Source organism: Pseudomonas sp. NPDC087336, assembly GCF_044744285.1.
In the GTDB taxonomy this organism is placed as follows: domain Bacteria; phylum Pseudomonadota; class Gammaproteobacteria; order Pseudomonadales; family Pseudomonadaceae; genus Aquipseudomonas.
In genome coordinates this window covers 85,449-103,277 of the sequence record NZ_JBIUYA010000007.1, presented here as the reverse complement: position 1 = coordinate 103,277, position 17,829 = coordinate 85,449, and the positions used below count along the sequence as shown (strand labels likewise).

18 protein-coding genes are annotated in these 17,829 nt (G+C 61.2%); 11 read left to right on the top strand and 7 right to left on the bottom strand.

What is annotated here, in order from left to right; translation table 11 throughout:
* Positions 1-103 precede the first annotated feature (103 nt).
* Together ACIO0C_RS09115 and ACIO0C_RS09110 are read left to right on the top strand one after the other, a co-directional pair.
* A complete protein-coding gene (locus ACIO0C_RS09115) occupies positions 104-1,246 on the top strand; it encodes a hypothetical protein (RefSeq protein WP_401310575.1) in 1,143 nt (380 codons plus the stop codon).
* A gap of 71 nt (positions 1,247-1,317) precedes the next feature.
* A complete protein-coding gene (locus ACIO0C_RS09110; RefSeq protein ID WP_401310572.1) occupies positions 1,318-2,430 on the top strand; it encodes a glycosyltransferase 61 family protein in 1,113 nt (370 codons plus the stop codon).
* 88 nt (positions 2,431-2,518) lie between these two features.
* Here ACIO0C_RS09110 and ACIO0C_RS09105 read toward each other — a convergent pair whose 3' ends face one another.
* From ACIO0C_RS09105 to ACIO0C_RS09075, 7 genes are all read right to left on the bottom strand, one after another.
* The gene (locus ACIO0C_RS09105) at positions 2,519-3,943 is read right to left on the bottom strand and encodes an undecaprenyl-phosphate glucose phosphotransferase (RefSeq protein WP_401310569.1); all 1,425 of its coding nucleotides are present in this window, start codon (positions 3,941-3,943) and stop codon (positions 2,519-2,521) included.
* A gap of 329 nt (positions 3,944-4,272) precedes the next feature.
* Entirely contained in the window at positions 4,273-4,794 is a 522-nt protein-coding gene (locus ACIO0C_RS09100; RefSeq protein WP_401310566.1) for a cytochrome C, read from the bottom strand.
* Positions 4,795-4,950: 156 nt separating this feature from the next.
* Positions 4,951-5,472 carry a methylamine dehydrogenase light chain gene (locus ACIO0C_RS09095; RefSeq protein ID WP_008062110.1) on the bottom strand — a complete coding sequence of 174 codons (522 nt, stop codon included), beginning with the start codon at positions 5,470-5,472 and terminating at the stop codon, positions 4,951-4,953.
* Between the two features lie 18 nt (positions 5,473-5,490).
* A complete protein-coding gene (gene mauD, locus ACIO0C_RS09090; protein WP_401310563.1) occupies positions 5,491-6,129 on the bottom strand; it encodes a methylamine dehydrogenase accessory protein MauD in 639 nt (212 codons plus the stop codon).
* A gap of 5 nt (positions 6,130-6,134) precedes the next feature.
* Positions 6,135-6,674 (bottom strand): MauE/DoxX family redox-associated membrane protein, encoded by a 540-nt coding sequence (locus ACIO0C_RS09085; protein WP_401310560.1) that lies wholly within the window; start codon positions 6,672-6,674, stop codon positions 6,135-6,137.
* 13 nt (positions 6,675-6,687) lie between these two features.
* Positions 6,688-7,839: an amine dehydrogenase large subunit gene (locus tag ACIO0C_RS09080; RefSeq protein ID WP_401310558.1), complete on the bottom strand. Its 1,152-nt coding sequence runs from the start codon at positions 7,837-7,839 to the stop codon at positions 6,688-6,690.
* A 251-nt stretch (positions 7,840-8,090) separates the two neighbouring features.
* Positions 8,091-9,575, bottom strand: coding sequence for a sensor histidine kinase (locus tag ACIO0C_RS09075; RefSeq protein WP_401310556.1), 1,485 nt, complete (start codon positions 9,573-9,575; stop codon positions 8,091-8,093).
* Positions 9,576-9,897: 322 nt separating this feature from the next.
* Here ACIO0C_RS09075 and ACIO0C_RS09070 point away from each other — a divergent pair, with 322 nt between their 5' ends.
* From ACIO0C_RS09070 to feaR, 9 genes are all read left to right on the top strand, one after another.
* Positions 9,898-11,061 carry an acyl-CoA dehydrogenase family protein gene (locus ACIO0C_RS09070; RefSeq protein WP_401310553.1) on the top strand — a complete coding sequence of 388 codons (1,164 nt, stop codon included), beginning with the start codon at positions 9,898-9,900 and terminating at the stop codon, positions 11,059-11,061.
* A 26-nt stretch (positions 11,062-11,087) separates the two neighbouring features.
* Positions 11,088-11,459: a hypothetical protein gene (locus tag ACIO0C_RS09065; RefSeq protein ID WP_401310551.1), complete on the top strand. Its 372-nt coding sequence runs from the start codon at positions 11,088-11,090 to the stop codon at positions 11,457-11,459.
* Positions 11,460-11,462: 3 nt separating this feature from the next.
* Positions 11,463-11,948 (top strand): nuclear transport factor 2 family protein, encoded by a 486-nt coding sequence (locus tag ACIO0C_RS09060; RefSeq protein ID WP_401310548.1) that lies wholly within the window; start codon positions 11,463-11,465, stop codon positions 11,946-11,948.
* Entirely contained in the window at positions 11,945-13,063 is a 1,119-nt protein-coding gene (locus ACIO0C_RS09055; protein ID WP_401310545.1) for an amidase, read from the top strand. The genes ACIO0C_RS09060 and ACIO0C_RS09055 overlap by 4 nt, the downstream gene beginning before the upstream one ends.
* Positions 13,064-13,092: 29 nt before the next feature.
* On the top strand, positions 13,093-14,376 hold the full coding sequence (locus tag ACIO0C_RS09050; RefSeq protein ID WP_401310542.1) for a Rieske 2Fe-2S domain-containing protein: 1,284 nt from the start codon (positions 13,093-13,095) through the stop codon (positions 14,374-14,376).
* Positions 14,373-14,873 (top strand): aromatic-ring-hydroxylating dioxygenase subunit beta, encoded by a 501-nt coding sequence (locus ACIO0C_RS09045; protein WP_323608482.1) that lies wholly within the window; start codon positions 14,373-14,375, stop codon positions 14,871-14,873. Before ACIO0C_RS09050 ends, ACIO0C_RS09045 begins: the two co-directional genes overlap by 4 nt.
* A gap of 10 nt (positions 14,874-14,883) precedes the next feature.
* Positions 14,884-15,624, top strand: a complete 741-nt coding sequence (locus tag ACIO0C_RS09040) for an SDR family NAD(P)-dependent oxidoreductase (RefSeq protein ID WP_401310538.1) — start codon at positions 14,884-14,886, stop codon at positions 15,622-15,624.
* A gap of 48 nt (positions 15,625-15,672) precedes the next feature.
* A complete protein-coding gene (locus ACIO0C_RS09035) occupies positions 15,673-16,623 on the top strand; it encodes a PDR/VanB family oxidoreductase (RefSeq protein WP_401310535.1) in 951 nt (316 codons plus the stop codon).
* Between the two features lie 150 nt (positions 16,624-16,773).
* Complete coding sequence (gene feaR, locus ACIO0C_RS09030; RefSeq protein WP_401310532.1) at positions 16,774-17,694, top strand: transcriptional regulator FeaR; 921 nt, start codon at positions 16,774-16,776, stop codon at positions 17,692-17,694.
* Positions 17,695-17,829: the final 135 nt, after the last annotated feature.

Below are 17,829 nucleotides of genomic sequence, written 5' to 3'. Positions count from 1 at the left end.
TTTGACGTCAAGCGCCTTCGAATCGAAGCCTGGTTTTCCGTCTGTTATTCCTTGATTCGAACTTCCGAATAATCTTTCTTTAATTAATTAGTGTTAATACAAAATGAAAGAATATGTAAAGGCACAGTTGCGTCAGTTGATCACGCCGTCGGTACGCTTTGAACTGAGGAAAGCCCACGCCTGGCTGCACGATATTGCCGGCCGAGCCTGTTTCTGGCGCTGGGAATTTGTCAGGTTCAAGCTGCGCGAAGACAGCGCTTACGACATTCTCTATATGGGCCGCAAGGCACAGCGCGAATTTGTGAAAGTTCTCATGGGGGCTGAACCTCAGGTAGCCAATCAGCAAGTCAAGGCGGATAAATCAGGCCGGACGGTGTTTGTCAGTGAAATACCGACGCCGGGCGCACTCTGCGTGCCCCAGTATCTTAGCGCTGTAGTACCTCTGGGCCGGTCGATCGAGGACATCACCGCAAGATACAACTCCGAGTTGCGCCGCAATCTTCGCAAGAATCGCTTGCGCTATCGCCTTAAACAGGCGTTGAACGACGACGAAATCGAAAGTGCCGACCAGGGCATGCTGCAGCCCTATGCCAGTGCAAGGCATGGCACGTCTGCTTCGCAAATCGAGCAGCAGGAAGTGCGAAGGGTGGCGAAAACCGCCGGCCGACTGGACCTGGTGTTGCTGGAAGACGAAGTGGTTGCTTGTCACCTTGGCTGCGTGATTACCCGCGCGGGCAAGCGCTACTGGAGCACGATCCGTTTCGGCTACCCCGAAACTGTCTATTCGGATGCGAAAAAACTACGGGAAATCAACTCGATCACCACCTTCATGGCGCTGGAATGGGCGTTGGAAAACGGCTTTGACTATTACGATATCGGCACCTGCCTGGCGCGCCCGGACGATGGCTTGCTGGAATGGAAAAGACGGCGCGGTGGCGATGTCGATACGCTGAACAACCACGGTTATCTATTTGTCCGGCTGCCCAAGGTGGGTGTGGCGCAATTTCTCTGGGAAACCCCCTTGTTCGCTGTAGAGGGTAAAAAACTGACCCTGCATCTGGGTTTGCCGGACGGGCAAAGTGATGAGGAAGTTGCCGAGCGCTATCGCGAAATGGGATTTGGTGGGCTCGCCAAGGTCTATCTTCATAGCGCCACAGCGCCACAGGAACAATTGCTTGAGACTTTACGCGGTCGCTATGGTCATTTGAAGTCGCCCCCTGTCATGGAAACCATCATTTGCAACTGACTGGAGTTTGATTCTGCGCACAGGGATGACAAGCGCTATTTATATTTAAACGTATTAGAGTGGTAATCCTTATGTCGCAATCGAATATGTTGGTGAGCGGCGCTGGGGCGAAATGGAGTTTTGCTGCGTATAAACACATTTTCAAGGAGCAACTTGCCAGGAAACCGCCGCTGAACCTGCAAAGTGTCGCGTTGAAAACCTGGGAAGTGGCTCCCGCGGATGTATCGATTGCTCCGCCTGCTTTTTACCTGCCCAACCAGCTTGAACGCGTGACCGGGTGGCAGTTTTATCCCTTCGAACATCCCCGTCGCACCATGGAGGGCAACGGTCCCGTCCAGCACGGTCCGACTCGCGCCTTTCTGCTCAAGGACGCCTGGTTGATCGACGGCGCGCTTTACAAAGGTGACGCCAAAACCTGGTTATCGCCCAGGGCCCATTGGTTGCCGAAGATTCGCATAGAAAACGAAATCGACCGCGGGGCGATGTATTGCACCGTGGGTGGCAACACCTGGTTTGGCTCGTGGATGGTGGATGATTGCATCACCTATCCAATGGCCTGCGAGGAGGGCGTGCCGGTGACCACGGCGCTCGCTGAAACCGAGGTTAGCGCCACCAGGCACGGGATACTTCACGCCCCCGGTTATGAAAAGTGGCTGGGCATGAATCCGCTTCGTTTGCGCAACGCATTTTTTCGTGAGCTGGTGATCTTTGACGACATCCCTCAGAACCGCCACAAGCACCTGCGCTTTCGCGCCATGTCTGAAAAGTTGCTGTCACATGTCGATGTCAGCCCGCATCCCGGGGTATTCGTGCTGCGGGGCAACAAAGGCGAGTTGCGCTTGTTGCTCAATGAACTGGAGCTGGCTGAGCGTCTGCGTGAGCGCCGGGGCTTTCGCATCATCGACCCGTCGAAAATGGATGTGGCGAGCATCGTCGCCGCCTGTGCCGGGGCCAGGACTGTGATCGGCATCGAAGGCAGCCAACTCATACACGGCGTCAATGTCCTTGCACCCGGCGGTTCGCTGCTGATCCTGCAACCCCCTGATCGTTTCGTCTGCTTCTTCAAGTACCTGACGGATCGCGACCGGCAAAATTTCGGTTTTGTAGTGGGCACGCCGGACGGCGAAGGTTTCAGGATCGACCCCGATGAGGTCGAGCGCACCCTCGACCTGTTTCCGGCCTGATGCTTCTCAAGGGTTTTCCTTTCTTGTTGATAACCCGGTAACGCTAATCGTCAGCGCTACCGGGTGTTGGATATCGTGCAATACACGACTAGTAGGCATGCTTGCCAGAGAAGGCCGTCACCGTTCGGGCAAGGATGACGAAGTCGAGCCACAGCGACCAGTTGTTGATGTATTCGATGTCCGAATCCACCCGGCGAATCATCTGTTCGATATCCTTGGTTTCACCGCGATAACCACGCACTTGAGCCAGGCCAGTAATGCCTGGCTTGATGTTGTGGCGTGCAAAGTAGTCGGCGATATCGGGTGAATACTGCGCATCGTGCTGGATGGCATGTGGGCGAGGCCCGACCAGGGACATTTCGCCCATCAGCACGTTGAACAGCTGCGGCAGTTCATCCAGGCTGGTGCGTCGAATGAAGGCGCCGACCCGGGTCATGCGCGGATCATTCCTTTGTGCTTGCTTGACCACACCGTCTTCGGGCTGATGGACGACCATGCTCCTGAACTTCCAGATGCGAAAAGGCCCACCACTCCAGCCCATCCGTTGCTGGCGAAAGAACACCGGCCCCGGGCTGTCGAGCTTGATGGCAATGGCGACGATGGCCAGCACTGGCGCGGCCAAAAGCAACAGGAGAAACGCCAGCACGCGGTCTTCAAGGTTCTTGAGCAGCAGGCGCATGCCCATCAGTGGCGTTTCGGACAAGGTCAGCACGGGAATGCCGGCAATCTCGCGAACGCTGTGATTGATCAAGCGCAGGGAAAAGATGTCCGGCACCCAGTTGACCGAGATGTGCTTGTCGAACAACTTCAAATACACATCCTTGATCACCTGCGACCCGTCCAATGGCGTGACGAAGTAGACGGTGCGGATGGAGTGCTGCACGACCAGGTCGTCAAGATCGGAAATATGACCCAGTATCGCCAGGCGGTTGGGGTTTTCCGACCCATCCTTGCCCTGGTCATCGGCCGCCCCGATCAACACGGAGCCGACGACCCGTTCACCCAGCCAGGGATTGTTGCTGATTTTCTGGTGGAGGAAGTCCGCCAGCTCGCCCGAGCCGATGATCAGTGCGTTGTCCCGTTGGGTGGGGTGCGCCAGGAACTTCTTTTGCAGTTCACGCGTCCCGAGGTGCAACAGTAGTTGTGCAAAATAACCAATGACGAACAACTCACCGACCAACAGACGTGAGTACTGTTCGCTCTGTTTCGTAAGAAAGGCCATGGCGACGAGAAAACAAAAGGCGGCGGTCCATGCCTTGAACAGTTTGAAGGCCTTGACGGCGAACCCGACGTTGCTTCGATAAATGGCGTAGTGGTCGTAGACGACGGCCAGTGCCCCCAGCAACAGCAGGACCATGATCACATAGGCCTGCGTGATATAGCCGATGTGATAATCAATCAGGTACCACGCGACACTGGTTACAGCAAGGCTATCGAGACCGGCCTGGATAAAGATACTGGTACTGCTTCTTCGCTGGAGTACGGAACGGCTACTGCTCGGCTCAAAAATCATGATCAGATCCCATTTTTGCTGCCCCCTCGCGCCCAACCCGAACGCGATCCAGGTCAAAACCACCTTCGTTTCAGAGCTTTAGCCTCAACGGCAAGCTACTTATAGTCGAGAAATCCACCGTCCACCGAAATTTGCAGGCAGGGGAAAAAGCGGCATCCCGTGCTATCACTTTAGCAGCAGCGTGGATTCATTCACGCAATGGACGAAGTTTAGTCTGCAGCATTGACGCAGGCGCCGGCCGGCCTGCTTTTGGGGGGATTGGACGACCATCGGTAGCACTTGGATTGCCTGGGCGGGAAGAGCGGATGAGCAGCGCATGGGCAGCGCTGTCAGTTATTCATCCCGTCTTCGATGGCGATGCCTTGGGCGCGCATCTTGCTGATCAGTTCGGCGCGGGTGCCAGGCAGGTTGAGCATGGTTTTGGCGCGCAGTGCCGCCACTTCGTCTGCGCTGTAGGGCTGGTAATCGGCGGGGCGGCTTTTGCCGGCCATGCCGTCTTCGCGCATCAGCCAGTTGAGCAGGTCTGCCAGTTGCGCGTTGTTCAACGCCGATTGCGACATGCCCGGCACGCGTACCAGGAATTCGCGACCGCCGGGGACTTTCAGGAAGTTACCGACAAATCCGGTCATTCGCGGCGTGTCATTGGCCGCCGAGCCCATGCCATTGCCCAGATGGCAGCCGGCGCATTGCAACTGGTAGTTCACACCCACGCTGTAGCCAGCCTCGGCGATGGGCTTTTGCAGTTCCTCGTTGCCCGGCGCGTGACGCTGCGTCGGGTCCGGGATGGCCCGGGCATGGGCGAGTGGGGCGCTCAGGGTGCAGACGAGACCGAGGACCAGCAGCTTGCGCATGAGATGTCTCCATAGAGGGGACCTGTAGGAGCTGGCTTGCCAGCGAAGGCGCCGGGTCAGTCGACAAAAAATGTCACATGTCAGACCGCATTCGCTGGCAAGCCAGCTCCTACAGGGGACCGATGCCGGTGCCAGGGCAATCGGCGGTGGTGCGTGTCAGACCGCCACGCCACGGATGATCGAAACGGTGCAGTGATAGATGTGCGATTTGGCGGCCAGGCACCAGTTCACATCGTTGTTGTTGAACGGGCGGTAGGCCGGTTCTTCACTGTCGTTACGGGTACAGGCGCACTGGGCGCAGCTTTGCTTACCGCAGCAGTCGTTGTACGAAATGATGTAGTCCTTGCCGTCGGCCGGGTTGCGGCAGGTACCGATCCAGGTCACTTGCGAGGCTTCGGTGCCTGGCGGGCAGGAGGTCACCGAACCGCCGCAGCAGCTGCACAGAAAGCCGTCGATGGAGCAGTAGCGCCAGTAGTCGCAGCTGTTCGGATCGCCAGGGTCGCCAGCTTTCGGGTCAGTGGCGGCCAGCGCCTTGCTGGTGCGATCCAGCGGCAGCAGCACGGGCAGGGCGGCACCGGCAACGATCAGCGAGCCCATGCGTGCCAGCAGTTTGCGGCGCGAAGTAGTGTCGGCAACACGGCGCGAGGAGCGCTCGAACAACAGATCCAGCAGTTTCATGAAGGTCTCCCTGCCTTATCAGTGGCTATGGCCGTGGCTGTGGTCATGATTGTGAGAAGGGTTATGGTCGTGGGGCTGGGCATTGAGGTACTGCTGCAGCGTGGCATGCTTCAAGTGCTCGACTTCGAACAGGCTGTCAAGGTGCTCACGGGAATTGACCAGGCCTTTGGCGCGCAGGGTGCCGGACTTGTCGATCAGCGCGGCGTACGGCAGCTTGCCGATCTGGTAGGTCATGCCCACTTCCGGGCCGACTACATAAGTGGCGTCTTCCAGTTTGTGTTCGCGGATCAGTGCTTGCTGGGCGTCCATGTCGCCATCACTGACGAACACCACGTCGAGGGTATTGGCTTGTTCCTTGGCGATGGACTTGATCGCCGGCAGCAGCGATTTGCAGATCGGGCAGGTCGGCGAGAGGAAGAACAGCAGTTGCGATTTCTCACCGGCGTAGCCGAAGTTCACCGGGCGACCATTACGGTCGGCAGCGGTCACTTGCGGTGCGGCCTCGTTCACGGCCACGCCTTTGTCCATCATCAGCGCGCCAGCCGGGGCCAGACGGCCGTGCAGCACGCCAATCTGACGGACCAGGCCCATGACGACAAACGCCACGGCCACCAGCAATACCCAGAGCAGAACGTTGGAAACTATCAAGCCTTCCATTTTGATTACCTACCAATCAATTTGAGCAGAAGAGGGGAGTTCGCCGCCAGGCCATCGGCCGCGGCGTAGATGAGCAGCGCGACGGCGGCAGAGGCCAGGGTCACGAAGCCATCGAACACAGTCATGTCGCGGACAATCGGTGCCACGCAGGCCACCAGCGCCAGCGCCACCAGCACGCTGTTGCGCAGCAGCAGGACCGGGCGCAGCGGTTGCGCCTGGTCGGGACCAGCACAGCCGCAGTCGATGTCGCGACGACCGCGCCACAGGTTGATGCCGATGGCGGCGGTGTACAGCGCCAACAGGCCCGCCGCGCTCAACGCCGCCCAGGGACGGCTGACCGGCACCAACAACGCGAAGGCGATGGCCAGTTCCAGCAGCGCGATCAACCGCGCGCTCGGGCGCACCAGTGCGTCGGGCAGCAGTTGATAATCGGCAAGCTGTTTGCGAAAGCGCGCCGGCGCCCGCACCTTGTGGGTTGCGGCACTGGCCAGCAGCACCGCAATGGCGATGGCGCTGGCAAGGATGAAGATCGGATCTGATTGCATGGCCGAACCTCGTTTAGTAGCTCATGACCTGAGTCGCGGTTTTCGCGACCTTGGCCATGCTGCCGGTGTGCTGGTTGGTCTTGAGGTCGAAGATCTGCAAGCCGCCTTCAACGTCGGTGCCCAGCAGCAGCGGCTTGTCATCGCCGGTGGCCTGCATGCTCCAAACCGGAACCGGTGCTTGCAGGGTGCCGATTTTCTTGCCGGTCTTCAGGTCGAAGGCCCAGATCAGGGTGCTTGGGTCTTCCCACTTCATCGGTTCATGGGCGTCGTGCATCAGCACGTACAAGCGGTTCAGCTTCGGCGCGACTGCCATCAGCTGCCAGCCGCCCGGTGCCCAACCGGCTTTCTTCTCTTCGTCGGTGACCAGCGACCAGCTCGGCAGGATTTTTGGCGTGTCAGCCGAGAAATCCACGGCGCGCACGGTGCCGGTGGTGGTGGTGAAGTAGTAGGTGTCGCCGACGTTGACCGCGCGCTCCACCAGTTTTTCCGCGTTCGGGTCGAAGAACGGCGTGCGATTGCGCGCGGTTTCCTGGCCCTGATCGTTGAGGGTCACCACCTGCAGGCTGCCGTCGCCGCACAGCGAGGCGAAACGACGCTTGCCCACCGGGTAGTTGAGTACGCAACCGGGAATCGCGATTTCCGTGGCAACCGCTTTGGTCTGGGTGTCGACCACGGTCACCGAGGTCGACGGGGTGAAGTTGTAGACGTAGACGAAACGGTCATCGCCGCTGGTCTTCAGGCCGTAGCGCTGGGTCAGCGACTCGGCGCGCTTGTTCGGGATCAATACTTCCCAGGCCGGCGACAGGGTCGAGCTGTCCCACGCGGTCAGCACGTCAGTGCGGGTGCCACGGGTACCGCGCGAATACCAAATGTCGGCGCTGTAGATCAGCTTGCCGTCATGGCTCAGGGCCGAAGGCGCGGCAAAGCCGGTCGGGACCATGCCGAGCACGCGTTTCTGGTCGGGGTCGACCACGGTGACACGCCCGACGACGAAGCTTTCGAACTCGACATCGACGACGAATGCCCGGTGCGGTTCAGCGGGGAAGGCCAAGGTGGTCTGGCCAATGCCGGTGTCGGCGGGCAGGTCCGCGCGGGCACTGTTCAAGCCGAGTACAAGCAGGCTCAGGCCTAGCGCTGACTGTACGGAGATCCTGTTTGTTCGCATAAGGGGAACTTCCTGAATTATTGGTAACGCGGATCGCGGGTGAGTGGGCAGATGACCATCGAATAGTGCCTCGCCCGGCAATCGCGGGAATTGCCCTGCCTGCCAAGTGTTTGTGTATCTGTGCCAGTGTGTGGGGGGGCCTGATCGTTCCCACGCTCTGCGTGGGAATGCCTCAACGGACGCTCTGCGTTCGGCTTTGGATGGGACGCGGAGCGTCCCGGGCTGCGTTCCCACGCAGAGCGTGGGAACGATCAGACTGGGGGAGTTGCCAGGGGAAGGGAAAAGCTGAACACCGCGCCGCAAGGCTCCAGGTTTTGCGCCCAGATATCGCCCCGATGACGGCCGATGATGTTCTTGCACAACGCCAGGCCGATGCCGTTGCCGCTGACTTTGGACGAGAAGAAACCATCGAACAGCTTCTCTTGTGCCTGGGCCTGGATGCCGCGACCGCAGTCCTCGATCCGCACCAGCGCCACGCCGTCGCCGGCGCTGGCATGAATGCGCAAAACCCGGCGTTCGACTGGCAGGTCGGCCATCTCTTCTATGGCGTTGAACGCCAGGTTGAGGATCACCTGGCCAATCAACACCTTCTCGCAACTGACCCGTAGCGGCATGGGTGAGGTCACGACGTCCACGCGTACCAGGCTTGGGTCAGCCCGCAGGCTGATGAAATAGCGGGTTTCGCGCAGCAGCTCGTTGAGATCGATCAGCTCTTCACTTTGCTCCAGCTTCACCACGTAATCGCGCACGCTCTTGATGATCACCGAGGCGTGCTCGATCTGCCGCACGGCGCTCTGCAAACCCCAGGTGACGCCTTGATCGGCGGCGGCCACGGTGCCCAGGCGAATCACCGCGCCCTCGATGAAATTGCGGGTGGCGGCCAGCGGCTGGCTCAGTTCATGGGCGATGGCCACGGCCATTTCACCCATGGCGTTGTAGCGCGCCAGGTATTCGAGTTTCTGCTCGCTGACGCGCCGCGCTTCTTCGGCCTGCACCTGCTCGGTGACGTCGCGAAACAGCAGCAGATGGCCAACCAGGTCATCCTCAATCTCTATATAGCGGCACGTCGCATCATGCCAGCGCCATTCGCCGTCGCGCCGCTGCACTTGGTAATGCACGTTGAACGGCGTGTGTTCCGGGGTCTCATGGGCGAACCGTTGCAACAGGCGCTGGCGCGAAGCTTTATCGCACCAGTCCAGGAAGTTCTTGCCCATCAACGGATGGACTTCACTGCCGAGCAAGTGCGCGCCGGAGTCGCTGATAAAACCGATTTCGCCCTCGGGTCCGAGCACGGCCACGCCCTCGGCCAAATCCTGCATGAACGCCTTGAGCCTGCTTTCGAAACGCTTGAGGTCGCGCTTGACCTTGTCCTCCTTGGAGATGTCGCGGAACTGCACCATCAGCACATCGCGGCCGTCCAGGTGCACCAGGGTCGCCACGGCCTCGGAAAGAATCTCCACACCTTGCTTGGAGCGATAGCACCACTCGATGGCGCGCTGACCGGTGCGCGCGGCACCTTCCAGCCAGCGCAGGCCCACTGAGCGCCGGTACTTCGGTGCGTCGCGGGTCATGTCCGGGGCTTTGAGCGGCGTCAGTTCTTCCAGGGTAAAACCCAGCGCCGCCAGGGCGGCAGCGTTGGCCCAGAGAATTTCCTTGGTGTGCGCATCGTGAAGAATGATGCACAGCGGCATGGCTTCGATCAGCGCATGGAAGTCGTTCGGTTTTGGCAAGTACATCGCAAAGCCCTGTACGGCAGAGGGTTCCAGTATGGCGCTTTATACCCGCTCGCACAGGAGGACGCGCTCAGAGGTAACCGGTGTGCAACTAGGGGATTTCTTTAGCCGGGGGGCTGCACGCACCAATGGTTGCGCTTCGCAGCGGTTTTTACACTGGACCGCATTGTAGGAGCGAGGCTTGCCCGCGAACCAGGCGCTGCGGTCTGTCAGGCAGACCGCGTCATCGTTCTTCGCGGGCAAGTCGGATCGCCGCACCGCTCGCTCCTACAGGTAGAACGGTGCGGTGTCGCCCCACTAACAATAATCAAAACGGAGAATGCCCATGCTGCGTTCAGCGGTTGCGCAACAAGACGCATCGATCGGCGTTGACGAGAATGTCGTCGACAGCCAGGCCTTTGCACAGGTTCTGGATGAAGTGCGCCAGCGCCGCGACGAGTTCGACGCCGGCTCCCATGTGCCTCGGGACATGATCGAGCGTTTCAAGCAAGTGGGTATCTACCGTGCCGCCACGCCAAAATGCTTCGGTGGTGACGCCCTGGCGCCGGCCCTGTTCCTGCAAATGATCGAGCGCATCTCCGAAGCCGACGGCTCGGCGGGCTGGGTCGCCAGCTTCGGCAGCGCCGGTGTCTACCTGGCGGCTTTGCCACGCGAAACACTGGCTGAACTCTATGCGCAAAATCCTGATCTGGTGTTCGCCGGCGGCCTGTTTCCATTGCAGCCGGCCGAAGCGGTTGAGGGCGGCTATCAAGTCAACGGCACCTGGAAATTCGCCAGCGGCTGCAAGGGCGCTGACTTGCTGGGCGTGGGCATTGGCGCTGCGGGCGGCAAGCCACGCACCGCCGTGTTCCGCCCGGAGCAGGTAGAGATCGTCGAAAACTGGGACGTGGTTGGCCTCAAAGGCACCGGCAGCCACGACCTGCGCGTGTCCGACAAGCGTGTGGACGAGCGCTGGACCTTCATTCGCGGTGGCGCCTCGACCATCGACGAACCGCTGTTCCGTTACCCCTCGATTGCCTATGCCGCGCAAGTGCTGGCGGTGGTCAACCTCGGCCTGGCCCGCGCTGCCCTCGATGAAATCAGCCGCATGGCTGGCGGCAGTGGCATCACCGGTGCGCCGAAACTGTCCGACCGCGCCTACGTGCGCATCGAAATCGCCAAGGCCGAAGCCAAGCTCACTGCCGCCCGCGGTTTCTTCTACAACGCCACCGAACAGGTGTGGAACTCGATCCTCGCTGGCAATCCGGTCACCCCGGAGCAGACCAGCCTGTTGCGCTTGTCTGCCATTCACGTGTCCCAGGCCGGCGCCGAGGTGGTGCAAAGCGCCTACAGCCTGGCCGGTACCACGGCCATTTACCTGCGCCATCCGCTGCAACGCTACCTGCGCGACTCGATGGTGGTGACCCAGCACGCCTTCCTCAGCGAAGGGCTGTATGACGGCGCCGGCTCGGTGTTCCTCGGCGTGCAGCCGTTCCCGGGCTACATCTGAAACCTTTCTTTCAAGGATCAATACTCATGACCCAAACCACTCAAGAACCATTGCGCGTCGTCTTCTGCATCGGCATCACCCAGAACTTTTTCGACCTGCCCACCGGCGAAGGCCTGAGCGTGTGGAAAGGCTTCAGCCGGATGATGGGCGACCTGGGCGCGATGCCCGGCATCACCGTGCTCGGAGCGATGGATGACGACCGCCTGATGGTCGGCCCGTCCACTACCTCGCCCTGGACCGTGTACATCATGGCCGACGTCGACTGCCACCAGTCGGTGATCGACGCCTGCAACCTGTTCCGCACCACGCCGGTGAACGAATACAGCCTGTGGCGCTACGCCAAGGTCGAGGCGCGCATCGGTCGCCCACTGACCATCCCTGACGCGGCCAAGGTGTAAGCCATGAACGAGGCTTTGCTGCAGCGTCTGGCAACGCTCGAAGGGGAAAGCGCGGTGCGTCGCCTGATGGCGCGCTACATGGATCTCTGCGACGTGCCGAGGGCGCTGACCCAGGTCAGCGAACTGGCCGAGCTGTTCTGCGTCGATGCGATCTGGGAAGGCGTTGGCCGCGAGACCGCACAAACCTTCGGCCAGCATCGTGGACGCGAGGCCGTGGCAGCGTTTGTCGGCGGTTACCTGCCGCCGTCGGACCACTTCCAGCTGAACCTGCATTACCTCACCAGCGAGTCGATCGTGGTCGACGGCAGCACGGCGCAAGGGCAGTGGATCATGCAGCAGATTTCCACCTATGCCGATCAGCACAGCGAACTGTTCGGCACTCGACTGAACATCGATTTCCGCTGTGTCGACGGCGTGTGGTTGATCGCGCATTTGCGCACACAACGCTTGTTCAGCACTTGTTTGTACAAAAAGGAGCTGGGTGCATGAGTACTTTCATCAGCGAATTTCTCCTCGGTGGCAATGGCAAACGCGTGGCCATCAAGGATTCCATCGACATCGCCGGCTACCCGACCCGCTCCGGCAGCCGTGCCTTTGCCGATGCACCGGTGGCGACGAAAAACGCCGAAGTGGTGGACGCGATTCTCAACGCTGGCTGGCAGATCGTCGGCAAGACCAACCTGCATGAACTGGCGTTTGGTGTCACCGGCATCAACGACTGGACCGGCACGCCAGTCAATCCTCAAGCACCTGATCGGGTGCCGGGCGGTTCCTCCAGTGGTTCGGCATCGGCCGTCGCCGCCGGTTTGGCGGACATCGCCATCGGCACCGACACCGGTGGTTCGGTGCGGGTGCCGGCAGCCTGCTGCGGCATCGCAGGATTGAAGCCGACTTACGGCCGTGTCAGTCGCATCGGCGCGCATCCGCTGCAGTCCAGCCTCGATTGCGTCGGGCCGTTCGCCAAGAGCATGGACGACCTGATCGCCGCCATGCAGGTGATTTGCCCGGGTTTCAACGTGCAAGGCTTGCCAGGTGACGGCGCCAAGGTCGGCTTCCTCGACGTGGCCTGTGACGCGCATCTGCAAGCCAGCCTCGGTGCTGCCGCGGACCGTGCGGGCTGGCGTCGCAGCCACCTGCAATTGAGCGAATTCGAAGCCGCGTTCGCCGCCGGCCTGACCGTGATCAATTTCGAAAACTGGGTCGTGTTTGGTCACCTCACCGGCAAAGGCCTGATCGGCACCGATGTCGAACAGCGCCTGCTGGCGGCGAGTCGCACCACTCGCGATGAGCTGGCTCAGGCGCAAGCCGTGCGCAGCCGTTTCACCCAACAGGTCGACGCGGCGCTCGAAGAGTTCGCGGTGCTGTTACTACCGACCATGCCGAGCCTGCCGCCGACCCTGAGCGAAGCGCGTAGCGGCAGCAAGGCCGTGGCCGGCATGACCCCGCTGGTGCGTCCCTTCAACCTCAGCGGCCATCCGGCGTTGACGGTGCCGGTGGAACTCGATTGCGGCGGGCTGAAAGTCGGCCTGCAGATTGTCGGTCGCAAAGGTCAGGACGAACGGGTCTGCGCCTTTGGTGCGCAGCTGCAAGCCTCAACCCTTTAAATCTAACAAGAAGCCATGAGGAGAACCGCATGAGCACTCATGAATACCGGCTGATCGCAACGTCGAAAAGCCCCGAAGAGCTGGTCCAGCACGACCGTGTCGACGTCTCGCTGTACAACGACCCGGCGCTGTTCGAAGCCGAGTTCGAGAAGATTTTCTACCGCACCTGGGTGTGGGTTGCCCACGAAAGCGAAGTGCGCAACAGCGGCGACTTCAAGACCGCCACCATCGGCCGTCGCCCGGTGATCGTCGTTCGCGACAAGAAGAACAACATCAACGTGCTGGAAAACCGTTGCCGCCACCGCGGTGCGACTGTGTGCGAGAAGCACAAGGGCAACGCCACCGGCTTCACCTGCCCGTACCACAGCTGGTCCTATGGCCTGGACGGCAAGCTGCGTGCGCTGCCGTATCCGGACGGCTACGAAGGCATCCTGGAAAAGTCGGAACTGCCGCTGACCAGCCTGCGCGTCGAGAGCTATGCCGGCATGGTCTTCGCCAGCTACAACGACGAGATCGAACCGCTGGAAGATTTCCTGGGCGGCGCCAAGCACTGGATGGACCTGTTCATGAAGCAGGGCGCCGGTTACCCGATCAAGACCCAGGGCGAACACAAGTTCAGCTTCAAGGGCAACTGGAAGATCCAGCTGGAAAACACCACCGACGGTTACCACTTCCCGATCGTGCACAAGTCGTTCATGTCGTCGGTGGATGAAGAAACCTCGGAAATGCTTTCGTTCATGACCGACGAGCAGGCCGTCACGCACTCGCTGGGCAACGGCCACAGCGTGATGGTGATGGTGCCGGAGCACGTCGATCTCGATCACGATGACGGCACCGAACAGTTGCAGGAGCGCTTTGCCCACGTCACCGAGGAACTGTCGAAAACCCTGCCGGCCGATCAGGTGCGCCGCATCGTGCGCTCGCTGCACGGCGCGGGTTTCAACCTGAACCTGTTCCCCAATGTGGCGATGTCGATGTCGTTCTTCCGCGTGCTGCGTCCGGTGTCGGTCACCGAGACCGAGATCCGCCACGTGGCCCTCGGTATGGACGGCGGCCCGGAAATCGCCAACCGCGAACGCATGCGTATCCACGAACACTTCCAGGGCCCGTTCGGTTTCGGCAGCCCCGACGATGCCGAAGCCTGGGACCGCGTGCAGCGCGGCTCGTACGCCGGCGTCGACGCGCCAATCCTGGTCAACCGCGGCCTGAACCGCGAAATCACCGCTGAAAACGGCGACAAGGTCTCCCACGCCACCGACGAGGGCGGCATGCGCGGAGCCTACGACATGTGGAAAAGGATGATGAGCCAATGAGCAATCAAGACACCCTGAACGGTTTTTCCGGCCCGTTGGCCCAGGCCATCGAATTCATCTGGCGCGAAGCCGAACTGCTCGACCACAAGAACTACGCCGAGTGGGCGACCTTGTGGAGCGAAAGCGGCAAGTACATCGTGCCGATCGACCCGGACACCGAAGACTTCGAAGCGACGCTGAACTACGCCTACGACGACGCACGCATGCGTGACCTGCGTATCGAACGCCTGACCGCCGGTTACTCACCGTCGGCGGTGGACGCGGCGAAAACCATTCGCACGGTCTCGCGTTTCCGCCTGGTCGAAGCCGCTGGCGACATCGTCGAAGTCAACTCGGCGCAATTGCTGTACGCCTACAAGCGCGGCGTGCACACACCGTTCGTGGCCGACCTGAACCACCGCATCCGTTTCACCGATGGCGTGCCGACCCTGGAGCGCAAAGTGGTGCGGCTGATCAACTCCACCGACAGCCTGAGCGCGCTCGGCTTCCTTCTGTGAGGGCAACATCATGAGTCGAGTAGCCCTTGTAACGGGTGCCTCGCGCGGACTGGGCGAGTGCATCGCCCGCCGTCTGCACAGGGCGGGTTATCGCGTTGCCCTGGCGGACGTGCGCCTCGATGGGGTGCGTCGACTGGCTGCCGAGCTGGATGCCAGCGGTGCCAGTGCTGTCGCCATTGAGCTGGATGTACGCAGCAAGTCCGACTTCCAGCATGCCCGTGACGTGCTGGTCGAGCGCTGGGGCGGCTGCGACATCCTGGTGAACAACGCCGGGGTGTCGAAAGTCGCGGCGCTGATGGACATCACGCCCGAAGAGTTCGACGAGTCAATGGCGATCAACCTGCGCGGCACTTTCGTCGCCTGCCAGGTGTTCGGCGCGCACTTCGCCGAGCGTGGTTTTGGCCGCATCGTCAACATTGCTTCCCTGGCCGGGCAGAACGGCGGCACCGCCACCGGCGCGCATTACGCAGCGGCCAAGGGCGGCGTGGCGACCCTGACCAAAGTCTTTGCCCGTGAACTGGCGCCGCAAGGGGTGACGGTCAACAGCATCTCGCCAGGCCCGCTGGACTTGCCGGTGGTGCGCGAAACCGTGGCCCCGGAACGCCTGGAGCAGATTCTGAAAATGATCCCGGCCGGCACCCTCGGCGACCCGGCGTTTATCGCCGACAGTGTGCTGTTGTTGATTGCCGACAACGCCACCTCCGTGACAGGCGCGTGCCTGGACATCAACGGCGGCCTGTTCATGCGCTAAGCCCGAAATAACCCCTACAAATCGAAACAACAGTATTCAGGTGATGCCATGATGAAGGTGAAAATCGAAAGGATCGTCGACGAAGCGCTGGATATCCGTTCCTTTCGCCTCGTGCGCAGTGACGGCCAGCCGCTCGACACCTATGAACCGGGTGCCCACGTCGACCTGACCGGGCCGACCGGGGTGACCCGCCAGTACTCGCTGTGCAGCCCGCCGCAGGATCGCCGCGCCTACCTGGTGGCGGTGAAGAAAGAGCCACAGTCGCGCGGTGGCTCGCAGGCCTTGCATGAGCAAGTGGAAGAGGGCATGGAGCTGGAAATGGGGGCGCCGCGCAACCTGTTCCGTCTCGACCCGATTGCTAGCGAACACGTGCTGTTCGCCGCCGGCATCGGCGTGACGCCGCTGTTGAGCATGGCCTATCGACTGACGGAAAGCGGCCAGCCGTACCGCCTGCATTATTTCGCCCGCTCGGCGCAGTACGCCGCGTTTACCGAACTGCTGGCGACGAATTTCGGCGATCACGTGGAGTTCCATTACGGCGTCGAACCGGGGGATCTGGACCAAGCTTTGAGCGCCTGCCTGGACCGCGCCAACCCGGCGGCCCACGTCTACACCTGCGGCCCGGCACCGTTCATGAACAAAGTGGTGGAAGTGGCCGCGCGCAGTCGCGCCGATGAGGCCATTCACCTTGAACACTTCGCTGCGGACCCGGCGGCCAACAGCGCCCCGGCCGGCAGTTTCGAAGTGCAGCTGGCCAGTTCCGGCGTGGTGCTGCAAGTGCCGGCCAACACCAGCCTGGTGGACGTATTGCAGGCCCACGGCTGCGACATCGACACCGAGTGCCGCGAAGGCATCTGCGGCACCTGCATCGTCGAGGTGCTGGAAGGCGTGCCGGAGCACCGCGACAACTGCCTTTCCAACAAGGAAAAGGCCTCCAATCAGCAGATTTGCGCCTGCGTTTCACGGGCACTTTCCGCTCGTCTGGTATTGGACATTTGACTTAAAGGACGCTGGAAAGCGTGCGCCGGAGCCTGTTGAATGGGCGCCCGGCGCCACCAGGGAGGAGATGGCTGGAAAACCAAACATTTTTACCGAACCGCTCGACGAAGCGGTCGAAAAATAACAACAAAAACGTGAGGCTTTGCGGACATGATTACAGCATCGACGGTGCGCAACGAGGCGTTCGAAAGTTGGTTGAGCCAGGTGAACCAGGCCTGCGGGCGTTTCGACGCCCGGGCGCTGGACACCGACTTCTACGGCCAACTGACAGAATTTCGCAGCGGCGCGATCAACCTCAGTGTGGTCGACATGGCGCACGTGCATCTGTATCGCACCAGCAAGGACGTCAGCACCAGCAGCGACGGCCACTATTACGCGGTGTTCCAGCTGCGCGGCAGCTCGCACCTGGAACAGGGCGACAACCGCACGCAACTGGGCTGTGGCGACATCGCCCTGATCGACGCCAGCCGCCCGAGCGACATGACCTACAACGATGACTCGCGCCAGTTGTCGCTGATCCTGCCGCGTCAGGTGGTGGAGCGGGGTTCGCACTTCACTGCCGTCAACTGCGCCACGCGCATCGGCGCCAACAGCCCCCTGGCGGCGATGGCCAACAAGCTCGTGCTGGAGACGCGTCAGCAGGAAGGGCTGGACATGCAGGAAAGCGAGGCGGTGCTCGACGCCCTGGCCAGCCTGTTGCTGCCGGGGATCAGCGCCCGTGACGGCGCTGCCGATTCCCATGAGCGGCAGTTCCGCAAAATCATCGCCTTCATCGACGCGCACCTCAGCGACGAAGAACTGTGCCCCGAACTGATCGCCCGGGAAGTGGGCATTTCCGTGCGTGGCCTGTACCGGATGTTCTCCAAGCGCGGCCTGGTGGTGGCGCAATACATCAAGCACCGGCGCCTTGATTTTTGCGCGCAAAACCTGCGCCGTGCCGATGTCGAGCAGAAGCTTTCGGCGCTGTGTTACGCCTGGGGCTTCTCGGATTCGAGCTACTTCTCGTCGGCGTTCAAATCGCGCTTTGGCGTGTCGCCGGGTGCCTATCGCAAGCGCTATAGCCAGCACTGACCCCCGCTATTGATGTTGAATGTGCTGGCCCCATCGCGGGCAAGCCCGCTCCCACAGTATCTGCGTCGTACACAGTAGTCGTGCACGCTGGAGATTCCTGTGGGGGCGGGCTTGCCCGCGATGGCGGCCTGACGG